Annotated in this window: 19 protein-coding genes; 14 read left to right on the top strand and 5 right to left on the bottom strand. The window is 75.8% G+C overall.

Going from position 1 to position 22780, the window contains the following annotated elements:
- Positions 1-46 precede the first annotated feature (46 nt).
- The 5 genes from ABFX46_RS18510 (at position 47) to ABFX46_RS18490 (ending at position 5807) form a co-directional block, all read left to right on the top strand.
- Positions 47-1033 (top strand): ABC transporter ATP-binding protein, encoded by a 987-nt coding sequence (locus ABFX46_RS18510; RefSeq protein WP_346043635.1) that lies wholly within the window; start codon positions 47-49, stop codon positions 1031-1033.
- Complete coding sequence (locus ABFX46_RS18505) at positions 1030-1869, top strand: ABC transporter permease (protein ID WP_346043633.1); 840 nt, start codon at positions 1030-1032, stop codon at positions 1867-1869. Before ABFX46_RS18510 ends, ABFX46_RS18505 begins: the two co-directional genes overlap by 4 nt.
- 152 nt (positions 1870-2021) lie before the next feature.
- Complete coding sequence (locus ABFX46_RS18500; protein WP_346043632.1) at positions 2022-2651, top strand: TetR/AcrR family transcriptional regulator; 630 nt, start codon at positions 2022-2024, stop codon at positions 2649-2651.
- Positions 2632-3417: an ABC transporter ATP-binding protein gene (locus tag ABFX46_RS18495; protein ID WP_346043630.1), complete on the top strand. Its 786-nt coding sequence runs from the start codon at positions 2632-2634 to the stop codon at positions 3415-3417. The genes ABFX46_RS18500 and ABFX46_RS18495 overlap by 20 nt, the downstream gene beginning before the upstream one ends.
- Positions 3414-5807, top strand: a complete 2394-nt coding sequence (locus ABFX46_RS18490; RefSeq protein WP_346043628.1) for an FtsX-like permease family protein — start codon at positions 3414-3416, stop codon at positions 5805-5807. The genes ABFX46_RS18495 and ABFX46_RS18490 overlap by 4 nt, the downstream gene beginning before the upstream one ends.
- Positions 5808-5877: 70 nt before the next feature.
- Here the strand turns inward: ABFX46_RS18490 and ABFX46_RS18485 are convergent, their stop codons facing one another.
- On the bottom strand, positions 5878-6612 hold the full coding sequence (locus tag ABFX46_RS18485) for an SRPBCC family protein (RefSeq protein WP_346043626.1): 735 nt from the start codon (positions 6610-6612) through the stop codon (positions 5878-5880).
- Positions 6613-6630: 18 nt separating this feature from the next.
- On the bottom strand, positions 6631-7266 hold the full coding sequence (locus tag ABFX46_RS18480) for an ArsR/SmtB family transcription factor (protein WP_346043624.1): 636 nt from the start codon (positions 7264-7266) through the stop codon (positions 6631-6633).
- Between the two features lie 95 nt (positions 7267-7361).
- Between ABFX46_RS18480 and ABFX46_RS18475 the strand changes: the two genes are divergently transcribed.
- The 4 genes from ABFX46_RS18475 (at position 7362) to ABFX46_RS18460 (ending at position 13591) form a co-directional block, all read left to right on the top strand.
- Positions 7362-9146: a glycoside hydrolase family 15 protein gene (locus ABFX46_RS18475; RefSeq protein ID WP_346043623.1), complete on the top strand. Its 1785-nt coding sequence runs from the start codon at positions 7362-7364 to the stop codon at positions 9144-9146.
- Between the two features lie 28 nt (positions 9147-9174).
- Positions 9175-12231: an FAD-binding and (Fe-S)-binding domain-containing protein gene (locus ABFX46_RS18470; protein ID WP_346043621.1), complete on the top strand. Its 3057-nt coding sequence runs from the start codon at positions 9175-9177 to the stop codon at positions 12229-12231.
- 64 nt (positions 12232-12295) lie between these two features.
- A complete protein-coding gene (locus ABFX46_RS18465; RefSeq protein WP_346043619.1) occupies positions 12296-12775 on the top strand; it encodes a MarR family winged helix-turn-helix transcriptional regulator in 480 nt (159 codons plus the stop codon).
- A 93-nt stretch (positions 12776-12868) separates the two neighbouring features.
- Entirely contained in the window at positions 12869-13591 is a 723-nt protein-coding gene (locus ABFX46_RS18460; protein WP_346043618.1) for a DUF4142 domain-containing protein, read from the top strand.
- Positions 13592-13623: 32 nt separating this feature from the next.
- On the opposite strand, the gene ABFX46_RS18455 is transcribed toward ABFX46_RS18460, so the two are convergent.
- Positions 13624-14493, bottom strand: coding sequence for an NAD-dependent protein deacetylase (locus tag ABFX46_RS18455; RefSeq protein ID WP_428831272.1), 870 nt, complete (start codon positions 14491-14493; stop codon positions 13624-13626).
- A 191-nt stretch (positions 14494-14684) separates the two neighbouring features.
- On the opposite strand from ABFX46_RS18455, the gene ABFX46_RS18450 reads away from it, so the two are divergent.
- Positions 14685-15983: a beta-ketoacyl-[acyl-carrier-protein] synthase family protein gene (locus tag ABFX46_RS18450; RefSeq protein ID WP_346043616.1), complete on the top strand. Its 1299-nt coding sequence runs from the start codon at positions 14685-14687 to the stop codon at positions 15981-15983.
- Positions 15984-15989: 6 nt separating this feature from the next.
- Here ABFX46_RS18450 and ABFX46_RS18445 read toward each other — a convergent pair whose 3' ends face one another.
- A complete protein-coding gene (locus ABFX46_RS18445) occupies positions 15990-16352 on the bottom strand; it encodes a hypothetical protein (protein ID WP_346043614.1) in 363 nt (120 codons plus the stop codon).
- 14 nt (positions 16353-16366) lie between these two features.
- The gene (gene pgfA, locus ABFX46_RS18440) at positions 16367-17380 is read right to left on the bottom strand and encodes a cell envelope lipid trafficking protein PgfA (RefSeq protein ID WP_346043612.1); all 1014 of its coding nucleotides are present in this window, start codon (positions 17378-17380) and stop codon (positions 16367-16369) included.
- A 166-nt stretch (positions 17381-17546) separates the two neighbouring features.
- On the opposite strand from pgfA, the gene nirB reads away from it, so the two are divergent.
- Genes nirB through ABFX46_RS18420 form a run of 4 tightly spaced genes read left to right on the top strand, consistent with a single transcriptional unit; the run spans position 17547 to position 22770 of the window.
- Positions 17547-20060 (top strand): nitrite reductase large subunit NirB, encoded by a 2514-nt coding sequence (gene nirB / locus ABFX46_RS18435; protein ID WP_346043611.1) that lies wholly within the window; start codon positions 17547-17549, stop codon positions 20058-20060.
- On the top strand, positions 20057-21523 hold the full coding sequence (locus ABFX46_RS18430) for an FAD-dependent oxidoreductase (protein ID WP_346043609.1): 1467 nt from the start codon (positions 20057-20059) through the stop codon (positions 21521-21523). Before nirB ends, ABFX46_RS18430 begins: the two co-directional genes overlap by 4 nt.
- 45 nt (positions 21524-21568) lie before the next feature.
- Positions 21569-22426, top strand: coding sequence for an amidohydrolase family protein (locus ABFX46_RS18425; protein WP_346043608.1), 858 nt, complete (start codon positions 21569-21571; stop codon positions 22424-22426).
- 50 nt (positions 22427-22476) lie between these two features.
- Complete coding sequence (locus ABFX46_RS18420; protein WP_346043606.1) at positions 22477-22770, top strand: DUF2470 domain-containing protein; 294 nt, start codon at positions 22477-22479, stop codon at positions 22768-22770.
- The last annotated feature ends 10 nt before the right edge of the window (positions 22771-22780 follow it).

The raw sequence follows: 22780 nt of genomic DNA, 5'->3' as shown, positions 1-22780 counted from the left end.
TGATCACGATCACGGAGAACACGCCGACCGGCCCCGGGAAGTGCGCATGATCGAGGCGGAGAACCTCAGCAAACGCTACGGCGACAAGACCGCGGTGGACGACCTGTCGTTCACCGTCCTGCCCGGCCGGGTGACCGGGTTCCTCGGCCCGAACGGGGCCGGGAAGTCGACCACGATGCGGCTGCTGCTCGGCCTGGACCGGCCCGACCGCGGCGACGCCCGCATCCACGGCCGCCATTACCGCGACCTGACCGCCCCGCTGCGCGTCGTCGGCGCGCTGCTGGAGGCGCGGGCCGTGCACACCGGCCGGAGCGCCTACAACCACCTGCTGTGCCTGGCGCAGACGCAGGGCATCGGCAAGAAGCGCGTCGACGAGGTCGTCGACCTGGTCGGGCTCACCGGCCCCGCCCGCAAGCGGGCCGGCGGGTTCTCCCTCGGCATGGGCCAGCGGCTCGGCATCGCCGCCGCCCTGCTCGGCGACCCCTCGGTGCTGATCCTGGACGAGCCCGTCAACGGCCTCGACCCCGAGGGCATCGTGTGGATCCGCACCCTCATGCAGCGGCTCGCCGCCGAGGGCCGGACGGTGTTCGTCTCCAGCCATCTGATGAACGAGATGGCCGTCACCGCCGAGCACCTCATCGTCATCGGCCGCGGCCGGCTGATCGCCGACTGCTCCACCGAGGAGTTCATCGAGCGCAGCACCGAGAAGACGGTCACGGTGCGCAGTCCCGAGGCCGAGCGGCTGGCGGGCGTCGTCTCCGCCGAGGGCGGCAAGGTCGCCCCGGGCGGCGACGGCCTGATCACCGTCACCCACATGGAGGCGCCCCGGGTCGGCGAGCTGGCCGCCGCGGCGGGGATCGTCCTGCACGAGCTGACCCCGAGCCGCGGCTCCCTGGAGGCGGCGTTCATGGAACTGACCCGCGACAGCGTCGAGTACGGCACGGCCGCCGGCGCCGCGCCCGGCGCGGTCCCGGACGCCGTGCCCGGAGCCCTGCCCGGGCCCGTCCCGAGCCAGGAGGGGGACCCCCGATGACCGCGCCCACCACCGCCGCCGGGCCCGCCGCCGGCCCGCCCGAGTTCGCCCGCCCCGGCTTCGCCCGGCTGCTGCTGTCGGAGTGGACGAAGATCCGCACGGTCCGCTCCACGCTGTGGTCGCTGATCCTGCTGGTCGTCCTCGACCTCGGCTTCACCGCCCTGTTCGTCGGCCTGACGGTGTCGCAGTGGGACAACACCGACCCCGGCGACCGCGCGCAGGTCGCCGCCGACCCGGTCAGCTTCATCCTCGGCAGCGGGTTCTTCCTCAGCCAGCTGACCGTCTGCGTCCTCGGCGTGCTGGTGATCGCCTCGGAGTACTCCACCGGCATGATCCGCGCCAGCCTGCTCGCCGTGCCGCGCCGGCTGCCGATGCTGTGGGCCAAGGCCCTGGTGTTCGGGCTGGTCGTGCTGGTCCTCGGCGTCGCGGTGTCCTTCGCCTCGTTCTTCATCGGCGCGAGCCTCGTCGGCGACCGGATGGAGGTCTCCCTCGGCGACCCGGGCGTGCTGCGCGCGGTCATCGGCGGCGGCCTCTACCTGGCGATGCTCGGGCTGTTCGCGCTCGCGATCGGCGCGATCGTGCGGCACACCGCCGGCGGCATCACCGGCGTCATCGGGTTCGTGCTGGTGCTGGCGCCGCTCGCCATGCTGCTGCCCGGCAGCATCGGCGACCACGTCCACGCCTACCTGCCGTCCGAGGCGGGCACCCTGATCGCCAAGGCCCACCAGGGGCCGGACGACCTGCTGTCGCCCTGGCAGGGCTACGGCGTGTTCGCCCTCTGGACGGTCGCGCTCCTCGCCCTCGCCGCGTTCCTGCTCAAACGCCGGGACGCCTGAGCGACACCCGCCCCACGTCCCCGTGCCGGATCCCGGCACGGGGACGTTCGCGTTTCCGCACCCCTCCCACCTGCACTGTTGCAGGGTGCAAAGGTCGAGGCGTACTGTATTGGTCAGTTGCTTAAAGCAAGTGACCAAGAGGCGGGGGAGCGATGGCGGACGGCGCGGTGCCGACCCGGATCCGGCTGCTGGAGGCGGCCGTCGCGGTGATGGCCGAGGGCGGCTGGGCGGCGGTGACGTCGCGGGCGGTGGCCGAGCGGGCGCGGGCCAACAACGCGCTCGTGCACTACTACTTCGGGTCGGTGGACGCCCTGCGGCGGGCCGCGGTCATGCACGCGGTCGAGAAGGAGCTGGAAGGCCCCGTGGAGGCGATCCTGCGCGCCGGCGACGCCCTCACCGGCGTCGCCGACGCCGTCCGCGAGCTCGTGGACCGCGGCCCCGGCACCGCCGGGCAGCGGGTGATGGTCGAGGCGATGACGCACGGCCTCCGCGACGCCGAGCTGCGCGCCGAGACCGAGCGGCAGATCCGGATGTTCCGCGACCTGCTCGCCGCCCGCCTCGCCGAGAACCAGGCGGCGGGGCTGCTGCGCCCCGACGCCGACCCGCGCGGCCTGGCGGTGGTGTTCGCCGCCCTGCTGGACGGGCTGCTCATGCACGTGCTGATCGACCCGGGCACCGAGGCCGGCGACGCGACGGCGGGGCTGGCCGCCCTGCTGCGCCCGGCCGGCCCCCCGCCCGGGCAGGCAGGCGAAGGAGACGGCGATGACGAGACACGGCGGTGAGCGGGCGTCCGCCCGCCTGGACGACCCGGCACCGGACCCGCGCGGCGCGGGAGACGGCGTCCCGGCGGCGGTCCTGCTGCGCGGGGCCGGCAAGACCTACGGGACCGGGCACGCCCGGGTCCACGCGCTGCGCGGGGTGGACCTGGAGGTGCCGCGGGGCGAGTTCGTCGTCCTGCTCGGCCCGTCCGGGTCCGGCAAGACGACCCTGCTCAACCTGATCGGCGGGATCGAGCCCGCCACCGAGGGCGAGGTGACCGCCGGCGGCCGCGACATCTCCGGGCTCGGCGAGGACGCCCGCACCGCCTACCGGCGCGACACCGTCGGGTTCGTGTTCCAGTTCTTCAACCTCGTCCCGTCGCTGACCGCGCTGGAGAACGTCCGGCTGGTCGCGGAGCTGACCGGCCGCGGCGACCGGGAGCGGTCGCGGGCGGCGCTGGCCGCCGTCGGGCTCGCCGAGCGCGGCGGCCACTTCCCGGCGCAGCTGTCGGGCGGCGAGCAGCAGCGGGTCGCGATCGCCCGCGCCATCGCCAAGGACCCGGCGCTGCTGCTGTGCGACGAGCCGACCGGCGCCCTCGACCTGGAGACCGGCCGCGGCGTCCTGCGCGTCCTGCAGGACCTCAACCGCGAGGGCCGGACGGTCCTGGTCGTCACCCACAACGCCGCGATCGCCGCCATCGCGCACCGCGTGGTGCGGATGCGGTCCGGCCGGGTCGTCGAGGTCACCGTGAACCCCGCTCCCGCGGACGCCGACGAGGTGACCTGGTGAGCGGCAGGGTGAGCGGCAGGGGGAGCGTCCTCAACGTCAAGCTCCGCCGCGATCTGCGGCGCCGCCCCGCGCAGCTGGTGTCGGTGGTGGTGCTCGTGATGCTCGGCGTCGCGCTGTTCGGCGCGTCCTACGACGCCTACAAGAACCTCGACTCCGGCTACCAGGCGCTGTTCCACCAGTACCGGTTCGCGGACCTGACCCTGACCGGCGGCGACACCGCCGCGATCGCGAAGGAGGCGGCGGCGCGACCCGGGGTGGAGGCCGTCGCCGTCCGCACCGTCGCGGACGTGCCGCTGCGCATGCCGGGCGGCGCGACCCTCGTCGGCCGCGTCGTCGGGCTGCCCGCGGGGGCGCAGCCCGGCGTGAACCGGGTGAAGGTCCTCGACGGCGCCTACCTCGACCCGTCCGCGCCGCAGGGCGTCCTCGCCGAGAAGCACCTCGCCGACCACGCGAAGCTGGAGCCGGGCGACGGGGTGTCGGTGTGGGACGGCCACGCGTGGCGGACGCTCTCGGTGCGCGGCACCGCGTCCTCGCCCGAGTACCTGTGGCCCGCGCCCAGCCGCCAGAACGTGCTGCCCGCGCCCGGCTCGTTCGGCGTCCTGTTCGTCCCCGAACCGCTCGCCCGGCAGGTCGCCGGGGCGGCGGCGCCGAACCAGGCCGCCGTCTACTACACCGCCGGAGGGCGCGAGCACGCCGCCGGCCTGGACGCGGCCCTCACCTCCGCCGCCCGCCGGCACGGCGCCGGCGCCGCGATCACCCGGGCCGAGCAGCCCTCCAACGCCACCCTCGCCGAGGACATCAAGGGCTTCTCCGAGCTGGCCGTGATGTTCCCGCTGCTGTTCCTCGCCGCCGCGGGCGTCGCCGTCTACGTCGTGCTGACCCGCCGCGTCGCCCGCGACCGCGTCGTCATCGGCACGCTGCGCGCCTCCGGGTTCGGCCGCCGCACCCTCGTCGTCCACTACCTGATGACGGGGATCGCGGTCGGGCTCGCCGGGTCGGTGCTCGGCGTCGCCGCCGGGCTGCTGCTCGCCGGCAGCGTGACGCGGCTGTACGGGGAGGCGATCGGGCTGCCGGAGACGCTGGTGTCGGTGCGCGCGTCGACCGTGCTCGCCGGGCTGGCGTTCGGGGTCGTCGCCGGGGCGCTCGCCGCGCTCGCGCCCGCCGTGTCGGCGGCCCGCGTCCCGCCCGCCGAGGCGATGCGCGGCACCGTCCCGGCGACCGGGGGAGCGGGGCCGCTCGCCCGGCTGGAGCGCGCGGTGCCCGCCGCCGGACGGCTCCCCGCCGGGGCGTGGCTGGTGCTGCGCGGCCCCACCCGCCAGTTCCGCCGGACCCTTTACACCATGGCGGGCGTCGTCCTCGCCCTCGTGCTGATCCTGGTGTCCTGGGGGATGCTCGACTCCTCGCAGGCCACCGTGTCCCGGCAGTTCGACCGGATCCAGCGGCAGGACGCCGAGCTGGCCCTCGGGCGCCCGCTCGCCGGCTCCGAGCTCACGGCGCTGGCGGCGACCGGCGGCGTGCGGGCGGCCGAGCCGTCCGCGCACGTGCCCGTCACGATCACCGCCGGGGGCAGGGGCTACTCCACCACCGTCGTCGGGCTCCCCGCCGGGACCCGGATGCACCGGTTCCTCACCCCCGGCGGCGGCGAGCGGGCCCTCCCCGAGCGCGGCGCGCTGGTCGGCGCCGCCCTGCGCGAGCGGCTCGGCGTGGACGTCGGCGACCGCGTCGGCCTGCGCCTCGCCGGGGGCCGCACCGCCACCACGACGATCGCCGGGTTCGTGGACGAGCCGCTCGGCACCTACGCCTACGCCACCCTCGGGCAGGTCGCCGCGTGGGCGCCGGACACCCAGCCGGACACCGTGCTCGTCACGTTCGACCCCGGCGCCGACCGCGCCGCCGTCGAGCACGCCCTCGCCGCCCACCCCGGCGTCGTCGCCTACACCGACGCGCGGGCGGTGAAGAAGACGATGGACGAGTACATGAACCTGTTCTACGTGTTCGTGGCGATCATGCTCGCGTTCGGCGGGCTGCTGGCGTTCACCGTCCTGTTCGCCACCCTGTCGGTGAACCTCGCCGAGCGCGGCACCGAACTGGCCACCCTGCGCGCCGCCGGCGTCGGCCGGCGCCGCCTCGGCCGCCTCGTCACCGCCGAGAACCTCCTCGTGGTGGCGGCGGGCGCGATCCCCGGCCTGGTCCTCGGGCGGCTGGCCACCGGCGCGTTCCTCGGCGCGTTCAACAGCGACCTGATGTCCTTCCACACCGAGATCAGGCCCGCCACGTTCGCCTGGTCGGCGCTCGCCGTCATCGCCGTCGCGTGGCTGGCGCAGCGGCCCGGCCTGCGCGGCCTCGCCCGCATGAACCTCGCCACCCTCGTCCGGGAGCGCGCGGGCTGAGCCCCCGCACGGAGCCCCCCGCACGGAGGCGCCCGCACGGGGGTCCCGTGCGGGCGCCGCGCTCCGCGGGTCAGGCGTAGACGCCGTCCAGCCACTCCTGCCAGGCCTCGCGCGCCCGCTCGGCGGACGCGGCGGCGTCCGGCGCGAACCGGTGCAGCGCGATCCCGACCGGCCCGCCCCACGCGTCCCGGCCGAAGATCCGGTACATCGCGTCGCCGGTGCGCAGCCCCGCGAAGTGCTCGGTGCGGTAGTCGAGCACCGCGTCGGCCGGGCCGGTGCCGGGCAGGTCCACCCGGACCGTGTCGCCCTCGGTGGCGCCGTCCAGCCCGAGCGCCTTCACGGCCGCCGCGAACGAGCCCTTCCGCATGGACGCCTCGGGGCCCTGGACGTCGGAGTGGACGGCCCGGCGCCCGGTGAAGTGCGCCAGGTACTGGCGCAGCGTGTGCAGGTAGAAGTCGGTGTGCCGGCTCGCGCCGTCGTACTGGTCGTCCCAGTCGCCGGTGAAGATGCCGCTGTGCACGTACCGGACCCAGGCGCCGCCCTCGCGCGGCTCGATCAGGTGGTCCAGGACGTTCAGCGTCTGCGGCATGCCGCCGAGGCCGTCCGGGTCCTCGGCGCGGCTGGTCAGCCGGTGCGGCGGGTCCCAGGCGGTGACGACGCCGATGCCGCCGGCCGCGCCGCCCTCGCGCGGCTCGAACTCCATCGGCCACAGCCACGCGGCGGTGCCGGTGGTGACGGCCTCCCACACCTGCTCGGGGGAGGCCTCGGTCTCGTATTCGCGGACGATCTCGAATTCCCTGCCCATGGTTCCTCTCCTCGCCTCTCAGCCGTCGATCTGCCCTTGGGCGTCCGGTCGGCCGGCCGGCGGCGCCGCGGGCCCGCTCTTCAGGGACGGGTGGACGGCGATGACGACGCGGTGCGCCCGCCCGCCCGCCGCCGACCCGTCGTGGTACTTGCGGACGAGCGCGCCCACCCCGGCGGTCAGCTCCTCGACGAACGCGGCCCGGTCCGCCGCCGAGGCGAACACGACCTCCCCGTCGAGCGCGTAGGTGGCGAGCCGCTTGTCGGCCCGCGCCGCCCCGGTGATCAGCGCCCCCACGTCACGGACCAGCCGCGCCGCGAGCGCCAGCAGCCAGCGCGCCGACAGCGTGTCGCGGTGCCGGTCGGGGTCGGGCTGCAGCGTCGCCAGCGCCAGCGGGGAGATGACGTAGGACGCCGCCGTCGCCCGCATCAGCCGCTCGGTCATGTTGCCCTTGCGGCGCTCGCCGACCAGCTCGACGAGGCCGTGGCGCTCCAGCGTCCGCAGGTGGTAGTTGACCTTCTGCCGGGGCAGCCCCACCCGCGCGGCGAGGGCCGCGGCCGACATCGGCTCGCCCAGCTCGGCCAGCAGCCGCGCCCGCATGGGGTCCAGGGAGGCGGCCGCCGCCTCCGCGTCCTCGATCACCGTCACGTCCAGCATGCCCCCATGATGGCTACCGACAAATAGATTTGTCAAGACAGAACTTATTATCGGGGGGCTCGGATCATCGGCCGGTCCGCGGGTACTGGGACGGCATGGCGACCGACCCGGGAACCCCGTCCGCCACGCCGAAGGCCCTGCGCGACTACGCCTTCGTCGCCGACGGCGAGCGCGGCGTGCTCGTCGGCCCGCACGGCGAGTACGCCTGGATGTGCTTCCCGCACTGGGAGTCGCCCCCCGCCTTCGCGAGCCTGCTCGGCGGGCCGGGCGGCTACCTCGTCCGTCCCGTCTGCGAGCGGTTCGTCTGGGGCGGCTACTACGAGGACCGCGGGCTCATCTGGCACAGCCGGTGGGTGACGGGCGGCGGATCCATCGTCGAGTGCCGCGAGGCGCTCGCCCGCCCCGCCCGGCGCGACCGCGCCGTCCTGCTGCGCCGCTGCCGGGCGGTGCGCGGCCGCGCCCGGCTGCGCGCCCTGCTGGACGTGCGCGCCGGCGGCGCGCGGATGCGCGGCGCGCACCACCACGACCCCGACTGGACGGCCCGCAGCGGCGGCGCCCGGATCCGCTGGCGCGGCGCCGACGAGGCCGTCGTGCGGGAGGGCCCGGACGGCGGCGCCCTCCTCGCCGCGACCTTCGACCTCGGCGAGGGCGAATCCCGCGACCTGGTGCTGGAGCTCGCCGAGGAGGGCGCCGCCGAACCGGGGCCGGCGCTGGACGCCGACGCCCTCTGGGAGGCCACCGAGCACGACTGGCGGAAGGCCGTCCCCTCCTGCGACGACACCATCGCGCCCCGCGACGCCCGGCTGTCCTACGCGGTGCTGACCGGGCTGACCAGCCGGGCGGGCGGGATGGCCGCCGCGGCGACCACCTCGCTGCCCGAACGCGCCGACGAGGGCCGCAACTTCGACTACCGCTACGCCTGGATCCGCGACCAGTGCCTCGCCGGCCAGGCCGTGGCCGCGCACGGCGGCCCGCCGGAGCTGCTGCGCGGCGCCGCCGGCTTCGCGACCGCCCGCATCCTGGCCGACCGCGGCCGGCTCCGGCCCGCCTACACCGTCGCCGGCGACCCCGTGCCGGAGCAGCGGGACGGCGCCCTGCCCGGCTACCCAGGCGCCCGCGTCGTCACCGGCAACCGGGCGAGCGGGCAGTGGCAGCTCGACGCCCTCGGCGAGTCGCTGCTGCTGCTCGCCACCGCCGCCGAGCACGACCGCGCCGAGCCCGCCGCCCGCGAGGCCGCCCGCGTCGCCGCCGACGTGATCGGCCGCCGCTGGGGCGACCCCGGCGCCGGCATCTGGGAGACCGAGGACCGGCTCTGGACCCACTCCCGGCTGATCTGCGTCGCCGGGCTCCGGCGGGCCGCCCGCGTCCTCGGCGGCCCCGCCGAGTCCGCCTCCTGGAACTCCCTCGCCGACGCCGTCCTCGCCGAGACCGCCCGGACGGCGCTCACCGGCGGCGGCCGGTGGAAGCGCGCCGCCGACGACGACCGCGTCGACGCCGCGCTGCTCATCCCGCCGCTGCGCGGCGCCCTGCCCGCCGACGACCCGCGCAGCGTCGCGACGCTCGAGGCCGTCCGCGCCGAACTCGTCCAGGAGGGCTTCGTCTACCGGTACCGGGTCGGCGGCGAGCCCCTCGGCGTCGCCGAGGGGTCCTTCACCCTGTGCGGGTTCTTCCTCGCCCTCGCCGAGCACCGGCGGGGCGAGACCGCCCGCGCGCTCGGCACCTTCGAGCGGACCCGGTCCGGCAGCGCGACCAGCGGGCTGTTCTCCGAGGAGTACGACGTGCGGCAGCGGCAGCTGCGCGGCAACATCCCGCAGGCGTTCGTGCACGCCCAGCTGCTGGAGGCCGCGAGCCGCCTCGCCGGCGCGCCCGCACCGTATTGAGAGCCCATCCGCGGGTATGCGTTCGGTCATGGCGATTTCGGCTGACGACACCAGGCAGGGCGGAAGGCGGACCGGGCAGGGGCGGGACGAGCGGGAGGCGCTGCGCCGCGCGCTCGCCGCGCGGGTGGACGGCGAGGTCCGGTTCGACCCCGGATCGCGCGCCGCCTACGCGCACGACTCGTCCAACTACCAGCAGCCCCCCATCGGGGTGGTGGTGCCGCGCGGCGTCGAGGCCGGCGCCGAGGCCGTCCGCGTCTGCGCCGAGCACGGCGTCCCGGTCCTGTCGCGCGGCGGCGGGACGAGCCTCGCCGGGCAGTGCGTCAACACCGCCGTCGTGATCGACTGGTCGAAGTACTGCCGGAGCCTGGTCTCCCTCGACGCCGGCGCGCGCCGCGCCGTCGTGGAGCCCGGCGCGTGCCTGGACGACCTGAACGAGGAGCTGTCCGGGCACGGACTCATGGTCGGGCCGAAACCGTCCACGCACGACACCTGCACGATCGGCGGGATGATCGGCAACAACTCGTGCGGCGCGTCCGCGCAGGCGTACGGGAAGATGGTCGACTCCGTCGTCCGGCTGGAGGTGCTCACCTACGACGGCGTGCGCATGTGGGTGGGGGAGACCTCCGACGAGGAGTACGAGCGGATCCTCGCCGGCGGCGGGCGCCGCGCGGAGATCTACCGGGCGCTGCGCGCGCTGCGCGACGACGGCATGGAGCTGATCCGCACCCGCTACCCCGACATCCCGCGCCGCGTGTCCGGCTACAACCTCGACTCGCTGCTGCCGGAGAAGAACTTCGACGTCGCGCGCGCCCTCGTCGGGTCGGAGTCCACGCTCGTCACCGTCCTGCACGCCGAGATCGAGCTCGTCCCCGTGCCCGCGTACCAGTCGCTCGCCGTCCTCGGCTACGACGACATCCCGGACGCGGGCGACGCCGTGCAGCGCATCCTGCCGTTCAAGCCCCTCGCCCTGGAGGGCATGGACGAGCGGCTCCTCGACCTCGCCAAGCAGCACCACCTCGCCGGGCCGCGCGTCGTCCGGGACATGCCGGACGGCGCCGGCTGGCTCATGATCCGGTTCGGCGGCGACAGCAAGGACGAGGCCGACGGGCGCGCCCGCGCGCTCATCGCGCACATGGAGAACGGGCCGAACCCGCCGCGGCACACCTTCGTCCGCGACCCGGACGAGGAGGAGCTGCTCTGGCAGGTCCGCGAGGCCGGGCTCGGCGCCACCGCCTACCCGCCCGGCCGCCCCGACACCCACGAGGGCTGGGAGGACGCCGCCGTCCCGCCCGAGCGGCTCGGCGACTACCTGCGCGACTTCCGCGCCCTCATCCGCGAGTTCGGCTACGGGCCGGTCTCCCTCTACGGGCACTTCGGGCAGGGCTGCGTGCACACCCGCATCCCGTTCGACCTGGAGGACGAGAGCGGCGCCGGGAACTACCGCCGGTTCATCGAGCGCGCCGCCCGCATGGTCGCCGACTACGGCGGGTCGCTGTCGGGCGAGCACGGCGACGGCCAGTCCCGCGCGGAGCTGCTGCCGATCATGTTCGGGGACGAGGTGATCCGGCTGTTCGAGCGGTTCAAGGCGGTCTTCGACCCGGGGAACCGGATGAACCCCGGCAAGATCGTCCACCCGTACCGGCTGGACGACGACCTCGACCACCTCGCCTACGACCCGGCCGAGCCGCGGACGCACTTCGCCTTCCCCGACGACCACCACCGGTTCACCCACGCCGCCGCCCGCTGCGTCGGCATCGGCAAGTGCCGCGCGTCCTCCGGCGGCGTCATGTGCCCGAGCTACCGGGCGACGGGGGAGGAGGAGCACTCCACCCGCGGCCGCGCCCGCATCCTGATGGAGATGATGCGGGGGATGCCCGGCGGCGAGGGGCGGGGCGACGGCGTGCCGGACCCGTCGGTGCCGGGGCCGGGCGGCGCCGCCGTCATCACCGACGGGTGGCGGTCCAAGGACGTCCACGACGCCCTCGACCTGTGCCTGGCCTGCAAGGGCTGCCGCAGCGACTGCCCCGTCAACGTGGACATGGCCACCTACAAGGCCGAGTTCCTCGCCCACCACTACAAGGGCCGCGTCCGCCCGGCCGCGCACTACACGATGGGCTGGCTGCCGCTGTGGGCGCGGCTCGCCGCGTTCGCGCCCGGCGCCGCCAACACCGCCCTGCACCTGCCCGGCCTGAGCGGCGCCGCCAAGCGGATCGGCGGCATCGCCCCCCAGCGCGACATCCCCGAGTTCGCGCCCGAGCGGTTCACCGACTGGTTCAAGCGCCGCCCGGCGCCGGAGAGGACGGGCGACCGGCGGGTCGTGCTGTGGCCCGACACGTTCACCAACAACTTCCACCCCCGCATCGGCAGGGCCGCGGTGCGCGTCCTGGAGGCGTCCGGGTACCGGGTCGAGGTCCCGCCCGTCGCGCTGTGCTGCGGGCTGACGTGGATCTCCACCGGACAGCTCGGCACCGCCGCCCGCGTGCTGCGCCGCACCGTCCGCGCGCTCGCGCCCCGGCTGCGCGAGGGCGTCCCGGTCATCGGGCTGGAGCCGTCCTGCACCGCCGTGTTCCGCGCCGACGCGCCCGAGCTGATGGAGCGCGACGCCGCGGCGGACGACGTCAAGCGGCTCCGCGACCAGACCCGCACGCTGGCCGAGCTGCTCGACGAGCGCCAGCAGGAGGCCGGCGGCGCCTCGCCCCTCGCGGCGCACGACACCGTCGCCGGGCTCGGCACCCCGAAGGTCCGGGCGATCGCGCAGCCGCACTGCCACCAGCACGCCGTCATGGGGTTCGGCGCCGACGAGCGCGTCCTGTCCCGCGCGGGCGTGGACGTGGAGACCCTCGACGTCGGCTGCTGCGGACTCGCCGGCGACTTCGGGTTCGAACACGGCCACTACGAGGACTCCACCAAGATCGCCGAGCAGGGCGTGTGGCCCGCCGTCGAGGCCGCCGGGCCCGGCACGGCCGTGCTCGCCGACGGCTTCTCCTGCCGCACGCAGATCGAGGCGGGGACCTCCGCCCGGCCCCGCCACCTCGCCGAACTGCTCGCCGACCTCCTGCCCGGCGGCGCGGACGGGCGGCGGTGAGCGCGGGCCGCGGCGCTCCGGGCCGCGTTGGCGCGCCCGGGGCGCGGCCCTGTAGAAAGTCGTCATGAGCGAGCACGGGGACGCGGGCGTCGACGAGGTCACCTCGGCGATGCTGACCGCGTCCCGGCTGCTCGTGGCGATCTCCGTGCGGTCGCTGGCGGCGGTCGAGGGCGCCGTGACGCTGCCGCAGTTCCGGCTGCTGGTCGTGCTGTCGTCGCAGGGGCCGTCCAAGCTCGTGACGCTCGCCGGGCTGCTGGAGGTCAACCCCTCCACCGCCATGCGGATGGTCGACCGGCTCGCCGCCGCCGGCCTCGTCAGCCGCCGGGCCAGCCCCGAGAGCGGCCGGGAGGTCCGCATCCAGGTGACCGCCGCCGGGCGGCGCATCGTCGACGACGTCACCGCCCGCCGCCGCGCCGAGATCGCCGGCGTCGTCTCCCGCATGCCCGCCGGGCAGCGGCGGGCGCTCGTCGCCGCCCTGCGCGCCTTCACCGAGGCGGGCGGCGAACCCCCGGCCACCACCCTCGCCCAGCTCGGCTGGACCTGACCCCGCCCGCGCCGAACCGCGTCGAACCGCGCCGCCGCGACGCCCGTACTGCGGACGTAACGCCCTTCACCCCGACCGAGAGGCGGTGCCCGGATGCCCCGACCCAGACCGGCCGCCGTTCCCGCGCTGGCCGCATCCGCGCTGGCCGCGGGCCTGCTGCTGGGCGCCTGCCAGCCGGCCGGGCGGCAGGCCGCCGACGGCGCCGCGGTCGCGCCCTCGCCCGCCGACGAGGCGGCCGCCCAGTCGACCGTCACCACCGACTGGGGCCCGCTCGGCCCCGCCGACCGCGACGTGATGGTCCAGCTCCGGCAGGCCGCGCTGTGGGAGATCCCCGTCGCCCGCCAGGCGCAGCGCGGCGCCGCCCGGCCCGCGACGCGCCGCGCGCTCGCCGAGGTCGCCCGCCGGCACACCCGGCTCGACCTGCTGAACCGGCGGTGCGCCGGGCGGCTCGACGTCGCGCTGCCCGCCGGGCCCAGCCCCGAGCAGCAGAGCTGGATGTCGGAGATCACCGGCAAGTCCGGCAACGACTACGACCGGACCGCCGTCGCGCGGATGCGGATGGCGCAGGGCCTGCTGCTCGCCGAGCTCGGCGCCGTCCGCGCCAGCACGCGCAACACGCTCGTGCGGCGGTTCGCCGAGCAGGCGCAGCCGCTCGTCACCGAGCAGCTGCGGCAGCTGGAGACCACCGGCTTCGTCACCGGCGACACGCTGCCCGACCCGCCCGCGGTCACCGGGCCGCCGCCGCCCGCGCCGCCCGGCGCGCGGGTCTCCCCGGCGCCCGCCGCGACGTCGCTGCTGTCCGGCGGGGGACGGTGACGGCCTACCGGTGACGGCCTACCGGTGGCGGACTACCGCCCCAGCTCGTCCACCAGCGCGGTGAGGGTCGGGCCGAGCGGCGCGTCCAGCGCCAGCAGGGCGTGCTCGTCGCCGCGCGTCGCGCCCCGGTTCACGATCGCCACCGGGACGCCGTGCCGCGCCGCGTGCCGGACGAACCGGTACCCCGACAGCACCGTCAGCGACGACCCGAGCACCAGCAGCGCGCCCGCGCCCTCGGTGAGCGCGTAGCACTCGCGCACCCGGGCGGGCGGCACGTTCTCCCCGAAGAAGATCACGTCGGGCTTGAGCACGCCGCCGCACCGCTCGCAGCCCACGACCCGGAAGGCGTCGATCACCGCGTCGGGGATCACCGCGTCGCCGTCGGGGTTGATCGCGTCCGCGCGCGCCTCGAAGCCGGGGTTCGCGGCGCGCAGCCGCGCGTCCAGCCGCCTGCGCGGCGTCCGGTCCCCGCACGCCAGGCACACCACCCGGTCCAGCGCGCCGTGCAGCTCGATCACGCCGTCCGCGCCGGCGGCCTGCTGCAGCCCGTCGACGTTCTGCGTGATGATCCCGGCGAGCAGGCCGCGCCGCTGCAGCTCCGCCACCGCGCGGTGCCCCGCGTTCGGGCGCGCCGCCGCGATGTGCCGCCAGCCGAGGTGGCTGCGCGCCCAGTACCGGCGCCGCGCCGCCTCGCTCCCGGTGAACGCCTGGTAGGTCATCGGGTCCGCGCGCCGGCGGCGGCCCGTCTCCCCGCGGTAGTCCGGGATGCCCGACTCGGTGGACAGTCCGGCGCCGCTCAGCACCACCACGTCGCCGTCCGCGACGAGATCGGCCAGCAGCGGCAGCCCGTCCGCCCGCGCCTCGATCTCTACCGCCGCCGTGCTCTCCACTACCCGCGTCACCTCTCCATGGTGCACGACCGCCACCGGTGCCCGGACGAAACGCCCGGCGGCGGTGTGGCGCGTGTCACCGCGGTGACAAAAACCGCCCGGAGAATGTGCACGGGCTGGCAAGTTCCGACGATCTCCGCCGCGCTAACTTTCCGGAGCCCGCGCCTCCTCAGCGGGATCCCCCCATACCGCGAGGTGAGCGGATGACCGCTGAGCACCGTGCCCCCGAAGACCGTGCGAGAGACTTCCGGGCCGACGGGACGCCCCGGGTCGTGGTGACCGGGTTCGGCGTGAAGAGCCCGGCGGGCGGCACGCCCGCGGAGGTCTTCGCGACCGTCCTCGCCGGCAAGTCGCAGGCCGTGCACGTCCCCGAGCTGCTGGAGGCCGGGACCGCGGTGTCGTTCGGCTGCCCCGCCCAGCCGCTGGACGAGGACCGCTACTTCACCCGGCCCGAACGGCGGCGCCTCGACCGGATGACCAAGCTCGGCGTCGCCGCGGCCGACGACGCGGTCGCCGACGCCGGGCCCGGCTACGGCGGCGCCCCCGACCGGCGCGGCGTCTACGTGGGGACGGCCGCCGCCGGGCTCGCCTCGACCGTCGCGCTCGGCGGCCACGAGCACGCCGGGACGCTGGACCGGGTGCCGGTCCCCGCCGTCCCGAGGATCATGCCGAACGCGACCGCCGCGAACGTGTCGATCCGGCACGGCTGCGAGGGCCCCTGCCTCACCTTCTCCACCGGCTGCGCCAGCGGCGCCACCGCGATCGGCGAGGCCGTCCTCGCCATCCGCGCCGGGCGGATCGACGCGGCCGTCGCCGGCGGCGTCGACGCGATCCTCACCCCGTTCGCGATGGCCGCGTTCGCCCGCATCGGCACGCTCGCCCGCCGCGACCCGACCCCGCACACCGCGGGCCGCCCGTTCGACGCCGACCGCGACGGGTTCGTGGTCGGCGAGGCCGCCGCGTTCCTGGCGCTGGAGCGCGCCGACCACGCCGCCGCGCGCGGCGCCCGCGTGTACGGGGAGGTCGCCGGCTACGGCTGCGCCGCCGACGCGGCGCACCTGGTCCAGCCCCGTCCGGACGGCGGGGTCGCCGCGCGCTGCATGGCCGCCGCGCTCGCCGACGCCGGGCTCGGCGCCGACCGCATCGGGCACATCAGCGCGCACGCGACCGGCACCCGCGGCAACGACGGCGCCGAGGCGCTGGCGATCGGCCGCTGCTTCGGCCGCCGCACCCCGCCGGTCACCGCGACCAAGGGCGTCACCGGGCACGTCCTCGGCGCGGGCGGCGCGCTGCAGGCGATGGTCGCGCTGCTCGGCGCGGCGGAGGGGCTCGTCCCGCCCACCGCGAACTTCACCGCCCCCGACGCCGACACCGCGCTGCTCGACGTCGTGCACGGCGAGCCGCGGACGATCGCGCCGGCCGCGCCCGCCCTGTCGAACTCGTTCGGGTTCGGCGGGCACGACGCGACGCTCGTGCTCGCCCCGCCCGGGCGGGGCGCCTGAGCGGGGTCAGCGGCCCGGGTTCTCCAGCTGGAAGAAGTTGCTCTGCGAGCCGTCCTTCTTGTGCTCCTGGTACAGGAAGTTCAGCTCGCGCTCGTCGAACGTGGCGAACCAGTCGTCCCAGGAGATGTGCTCCAGGTTCTCCCCGCCGTAGCCGGGGAAGTCGAACAGCAGCCGGCCCGGCCGGCCGCCGTAGTCGCTGCCCGGCACGGTGGACGGCTCGGCGCCGCGCTCGTCCGCCCACTGGCGGATCACCTCGTGGTCGGTGGTGACCAGGCTGCGGCCCTGCCGCTCCTCGTGCTCGCCCGGCGAGGTGACCTCCTGCTCGTAGCGGTGCTCACCCTGGACGGGACGGTGCTGCGACTCGCCCATCGCGATTACCCCCTTCACGCGGACGGTTCTGGCCTTTCGCCCGTCCTACCCGCCCGTCCGGGGGTTAACGGGCCGCCGGGCGCCGGCCCGCCCGGGGCGCCGCCGCGCCGGCCGCCGTTCACGGTGAGCAGCGCACCCGCCGCGATCAGCAGCAGCCCGGTGCCGCCGCACACCAGCGGCAGGACGGTCTTCAGGATCCGGATCTTCGCGGCGCCGTCGTCGGACCTCGCCCGCAGGGCGTGCCGCGACTCGGGCGTCATCCGCAGCGTGAAGTCGGCCACCACGAGCCGCCCCGGCCCCCGCCTGGGACGCAGCTCCGACAGCACCCGCTGCCGCTGGTCGACCGGCGCGCCCGTCCGCGGGTCGATCCAGTACGTGCCCTCGGCCCGGTAGTAGCGGTCCACCGGCACGGCGGGGGCGTCCTCGCCGCGGCCGAGCAGCGCGCCCGGCACGGCGGGCAGTTCCCCGGCGACCCTGGTCTCCGGTATGCGCACGACGAAGCGGTAGGTGAGCGTCCCGCCGACCCGCTCCTCACCGTCGAACACCGCCGGCCAGGTGCGCAGGGTCGCGGTGTCGAACAGCTCCAGCCCCTTCTTGCGGGGCTGGACCGGCCAGAACAGGCCCACCCCCGACTGGCGGACGGCGGTGTCGCCGTCGATCGCCGCGCCGCAGCAGTCGCGCAGCCGGCCGGTGCGCCGGTCGAACGCGTACCGCTGCTTCTGCAGTTCGATCGTCGTCCCGCGCCCCACGTCCTGGACGACGGTCGTGGAGTCCCACACCGCGACGCCGCCGTGGGCGGAGCCGGGGTCGCCGCGGACGGTGTTGGTCGCCACGACCGTCGCGCCCGTGCGCGGCGCCGCCGCCGCGGCGTCGAAGTAGGCCGCGTTGTCGGCCCGCAGCCGGGTCACCTGGTAGACGTCCGCCGGCGCGCCGATCAGCATGGGCGCCACGTAGAAGCGGACGAGGACGCCGGCGGCCAGCAGGAACGCGCCGAGCCCGATGAGGGACGCACCGATGATCCGTCGCATGGCGGCCTCCGGCCCGCGGCCGGGCCGCGGACTACGCCTGGTCTTCCATCCACTGGAGTGTCCCCCAGCGCCGTCCGGAAGGAAACGGCGGCGGTGAGGTCCAGTTAACGCGCGGGTGACGCGGGTGATCCATCCGGGAAATACGGACCGCCGAGCATCGGGGTTCATGGGAGCCGACAGCAGACCGGAGAAGCGGCTGGTCGTGGCCGGGCACGGGCCGGCCGCGCACCGCCTCGTGGAGGCCCTGCGCGAGCGCGACGCCGCCGGGGCCTGGAGCGTCACCGTGATCGGGGAGGAGACCCGCGCCGCCTACGACCGGGTGGCGCTGACGACCCACCTGGAGGGCGCCGACCTCGCCTACCCGGCGCACGGCGGCGAGGTCGCCGTCCGCCTCGGCGAGCGCGTCACGGGCATCGACCGCGGCGCCCGCACCGTCACCACCTCGGCCGGGAGCCGCGTCCCCTACGACGCGCTCGTCCTGGCCACCGGGTCGGCGCCGTTCGTGCCGCCGGTGGAGGGCGCGGACCTGCCCGGCGTGTTCGTGTACCGGACCATCGACGACCTGGACGCGATCCGCGAGTACGCGGACGGCAGGGCCACCGGCGCGGTCGTCGGGGGCGGCCTGCTCGGCCTGGAGGCGGCCCGCGCCCTGCAGGGCCTCGGGCTGCGCGCCGGCGTGGTGGAGGTCGCGCCGTGGCTGATGCCGCGCCAGCTCGACGAGGGCGGCGGCGCGATGCTGCGCCGCCACATCGAGGGACTCGGCCTGAGCGTGCGCACGGGCGTCCCCATCCGCGCCCTGGAGGCCGGGGACGGCGGGGCCGTCCGGCGCGTCCTGCTCGACGACGGCACGGCGCTCGACGCGGAGGTCGTGGTGTTCTCCGCGGGCATCCGGCCGCGCGACGAGCTGGCCCGCGGCTGCGGCCTGCCGGTGGGGGAGCGCGGCGGCGTCGCGGTGGACCGGGCCTGCCGCACCGAGGACCCCGCCATCTGGGCGATCGGCGAGTGCGCCCTCGTGGGCGGCCCGGACGGCGGCGCCGTGTACGGGCTGGTCGGGCCGTGCTTCTCCATGGCCGAGGTCGTCGCCGACCGGCTCCTGTCGGACGCGAGCACCGCCGTGTTCGAGGGCGCCGACATGTCCACGAAGCTCAAGCTGATGGGCGTGGACGTCGCCAGCTTCGGCGACCCGTTCGCGGGCCCGGAGCGGGGCGCCCTCGGCGTCACCTACACCGATCCCGTCGCCGGCGTCTACAAGAGGCTCGTCGTCAGCGACGACGCGCAGACCCTCCTCGGCGGCGTCCTCGTCGGCGACGCCGAGTCCTACGGCACGCTGCGCGCCCTCGTCGGCGGGAGCCTGCCGGGCGCGCCCGAGCAGATGCTGTTCGGCGGGACCGAGACCGCCGGCGGCGACCTGCCGGGCGCGGCCGTCATCTGCTCCTGCAACAACGTCACCGCCGAGGGCATCCGCCGCGCGATCTCCGAGCACTCCCTGACCGACGTCCCCGGCGTCAAGGAGTGCACCCGCGCCGGGACGAGCTGCGGCAGCTGCGTCCCCCTGGTCAAGCGCATCCTGGACGCCGAGCTGACCGCCGCCGGGATCGAGGTGAGCCGGGCGATCTGCGAGCACTTCGACTACAGCCGCGCCGAGCTGTTCGACATCGTCCGCGCCGGGCGGGTCACCAGCTTCACCCGGCTCGTGGAGGAGCACGGGACGGGCCGCGGCTGCGACATCTGCAAGCCCGCCGTCGCCTCCATCCTGGCCAGCCTCGGCAACGGGCACATCCTGGAGGGCGAGCAGGCCGCCCTGCAGGACACCAACGACCACTTCCTCGCCAACCTGCAGAAGAACGGCACCTACTCGGTGGTGCCGCGCGTCCCCGGCGGCGAGATCACCCCCGACAAGCTCATCGTGATCGGCGAGGTCGCCCGCGACTTCGGCCTCTACACCAAGATCACCGGTGGGCAGCGGATCGACCTGTTCGGCGCCCGCGTCGAGCAGCTCCCGGAGATCTGGCGGCGGCTCGTCGACGCCGGGTTCGAGTCCGGCCACGCCTACGGCAAGGCGCTGCGGACGGTGAAGTCGTGCGTCGGGTCGACCTGGTGCCGCTACGGCGTCCAGGACTCGGCGGCCATGGCGATCCGCCTGGAGCTGCGGTACCGGGGGCTGCGCGCCCCGCACAAGCTGAAGTCGGCCGTGTCCGGCTGCGCCCGCGAGTGCGCCGAGGCGCAGAGCAAGGACTTCGGCGTCATCGCCACCGAGAACGGCTGGAACCTCTACCTCGCCGGGAACGGCGGCATGCGGCCCCGGCACGCCGACCTGTTCGCCACCGACCTCTCCGACGACGAGCTGATCCGCTGCATCGACCGGTTCCTGATGTTCTACATCCGCACCGCCGACCGGCTGCAGCGCACCGCGAGCTGGCTGGAGTCCCTCGACGGCGGCCTGGACTACCTCCGCGAGGTCATCGTGGACGACCGGCTCGGCATCTGCGCCGACCTGGACGCCGCCATGGAGCGGCACGTCGCGTCCTACTCCGACGAATGGCGCGGCACCCTCGACGACCCCGAGCGGCTCCGCCGGTTCGTCTCCTTCGTCAACGCCCCGCGCACTCCCGACCCGAGCATCGGGTTCGCGGTCGAGCGCGACCAGATCAAGCCGCTCCCGCTGGAGGTGAGGAGATGAGCCGCGGAGCCGGAGTCGTGGTCGTCGGGAACGGCATGGCCGGGTCCCGGTTCGTCAGCGAGCTGCGCGCCCGCGACACCGCGACCCCCGTCACCGTGTTCGGCGCGGAGACCCAGCGGCCCTACAACCGGGTGCTGCTGTCGAACGTCCTCGCCGGGGTGACGCGGCCCGACCACATCAGCCTCGTCGACGCCGCCTGGTACGCCTCCCACGGTGTGGACGCCCGCCTCGGCGTCGAGGTCACCCGCGTCGACCGGGCCGGGAGGACCGTGCACGCCTCCGACGGGACGGTGACGCCGTACGCGACGCTCGTCCTCGCGACGGGCAGCACCGCGTTCATCCCGCCGATGCCGGGCCTGCGCGGCGGCCTGCCCGAGGGCGCCCTGGTGTTCCGCACCCTGGACGACTGCCGCCGCATCACCGAGCTGGCCGCTGCGGCGCGCCGCGCGGTGGTCGTCGGCGGCGGCCTCCTCGGCATCGAGGCGGCGCGCGGGCTGGCGGGCCGCGGCCTGGACGTGACCGTCCTGCACCTGGCCGGGCACCTCATGGAGCGCCAGCTCGACCCGGCCGCCGGGAGGGTGCTGGCCCGCACCCTCGCCGCGCTCGGCATCGGGACGCGCCTGCAGGCCGACGTCACCGCCCTGCGCACCGAGGGCGGCGCCGTCACCGGCGTCGAACTGGCCCGGCCCGGGGGCGGGACGGAGGTCGTCGGCGCCGACCTCGTCATCCTGTCCTGCGGCGTGCGCCCCGAGGTGTCGCTGGCCCGGGACGCGGGCCTCGCGATCGGCCGCGCCGTGATCGTCGACGACGAGCTGCGGTCGGTCACCGACCCGTCCGTCCGCGCCATCGGCGAGTGCTCCGAGCACCGCGACGAGGTGTACGGGCTGGTCGCGCCCGCCTGGGAGCAGGCCGGCGTGCTCGCCGGGCTGCTCGCCGGCACCGACCCCGCCGCCCGCTTCACCGGCGCCCGCCAGATCACCCGGCTCAAGGCCGCCGGGATCGAGCTGGCCTCGATGGGGGAGACGCACTTCGGCGACGACGACGAGGACGTGGAGGTCGTCCGGTTCACCGACGCCGCGCGCGGCACCTACAAGAAGGCGGTGATCCGGGAGGGGCGGCTGATCGGCGCGATCCTGCTCGGCGAGACCTCCGCCGCCGGGACGCTCACCCGGCTCTACGACCACGCCGCGCCGCTGCCCGCCGAGCGGCTCGGCCTCCTCTTCCCGGGCATGGGCCGGGCGGCGGAGGCCGAGTCGCCGGTGCGGATGCCGGACGCCGCCACCGTCTGCCAGTGCAACAACGTCAGCAAGGGGGAGATCCGCGCCTGCTGGCAGGCCGGCGCCCGCACCGCCGCCGGCGTCGCCCGTGAGACCCGCGCCGGCACCGGCTGCGGCGGCTGCCGCGGCACCGTCGAGGGCATCCTGGCCTGGCTGGACGGCCAGGACTCCGCCGACGTCGCGTGAACCCGCCTCCCCGGGCGGCCGGGGGCGGTGGGTAGGCTCCGCCCCATGCTCGACGGACGGCCGCTGATCGACGCGCACGTGCACACCGCCCGGCTGCCGACGCTGCCCCCGGCATGGCGGCAGTGGGCCGAGGAGTTCGGCGCGTCCCACCCCTGGCAGGACCTCTACGACGCCGACGGGGCCCTCGTCCCCGAGCGGGTCGACGCCTACTTCGACGGCGAGGGCGTCGACATCGCGCTGCTGCTGTGCGAGTACAGCCCGAGGACGACCGGCGTCCAGCCCATCGAGGACCTGCAGCCGCTCCTCAAGCACAACCCGCGCCGCTTCAAGCCGATCGCCAACGTCAACCCGCACCTGCACTACCCGATCGGCGCCGAGGTCGCGCGGCAGCTGGAGTTCGGCGCCGCCGCCCTGAAACTGCACCCCGTGCACGGCGGGTTCGGCGTCGCCGACCCCGAGCTGTACCCGGCCTACGAGGTGTGCCGCGACGCGGGCGTGCCCGTCGTCGTGCACTGCGGCACGAGCTCGTTCCCCGGCTCGGTGAACCGGTACGCCGACCCGACGCCCATCGACGACGTCCTGCGGCTGTTCCCCGGCCTGAGGTTCGTCCTCGCGCACGGCGGGCGCGGCTGGTGGTACGACGCCGCCGCGTTCCTCGCGCTGTCGCGCGAGGAGGTGTGGATCGAGCTGTCCGGGCTGCCGCCGCGCCGGCTCCCCGAGTACTACGCACGGCACGACCTGCGCCGCCTCGCCCGCAAGTTCATCTTCGGCACCGACTGGCCCGGCGTGCCGGGCGTCGCCCGCAACGCCCGCGCCGTCGCCGGGCTCGGGCTGGACGAGGAGACGCTCTCCCTCGTGCTCGGCGGCAACGCCCTCCGGGTCTACAAGGGCCTGGCCCTCTGACCTGGCCCTCGCCCGTTTCGTCCTTGTACCTGCAGGAAAGGACTGTTCCCATGACCGACCCGGGTCCGTTCACCGAGGACGTCGTGCGGCAGATCATGCGGCACATGAACGACGACCACGCCGCCGACTGCCTCACCATCTGCCGGGCGCTCGGCGGCCGGCCCGGCGCGACCGCCGCCCGGATGACCGGCCTGGACGCCGCCGGGATCGCGTTCGCCGTCACCGACGGCGGTGTGGAGCACGACGTCCGGATCCCGTTCGGCGAGCGGCTCACCGAGCGGCCGCAGGTGCGGCGCGAGGTCGTCCGGATGACCGAGGAGGCCCGCGCCGCGCTCAGCGGCTGACCGGCCGCCC

Source organism: Actinomadura chokoriensis (assembly GCF_039529475.1).
Taxonomy (GTDB): domain Bacteria; phylum Actinomycetota; class Actinomycetes; order Streptosporangiales; family Streptosporangiaceae; genus Spirillospora; species Spirillospora bangladeshensis.
Note: the sequence above shows the minus strand (reverse complement) of the source record. Positions and strands in the feature narration are given on the sequence as shown.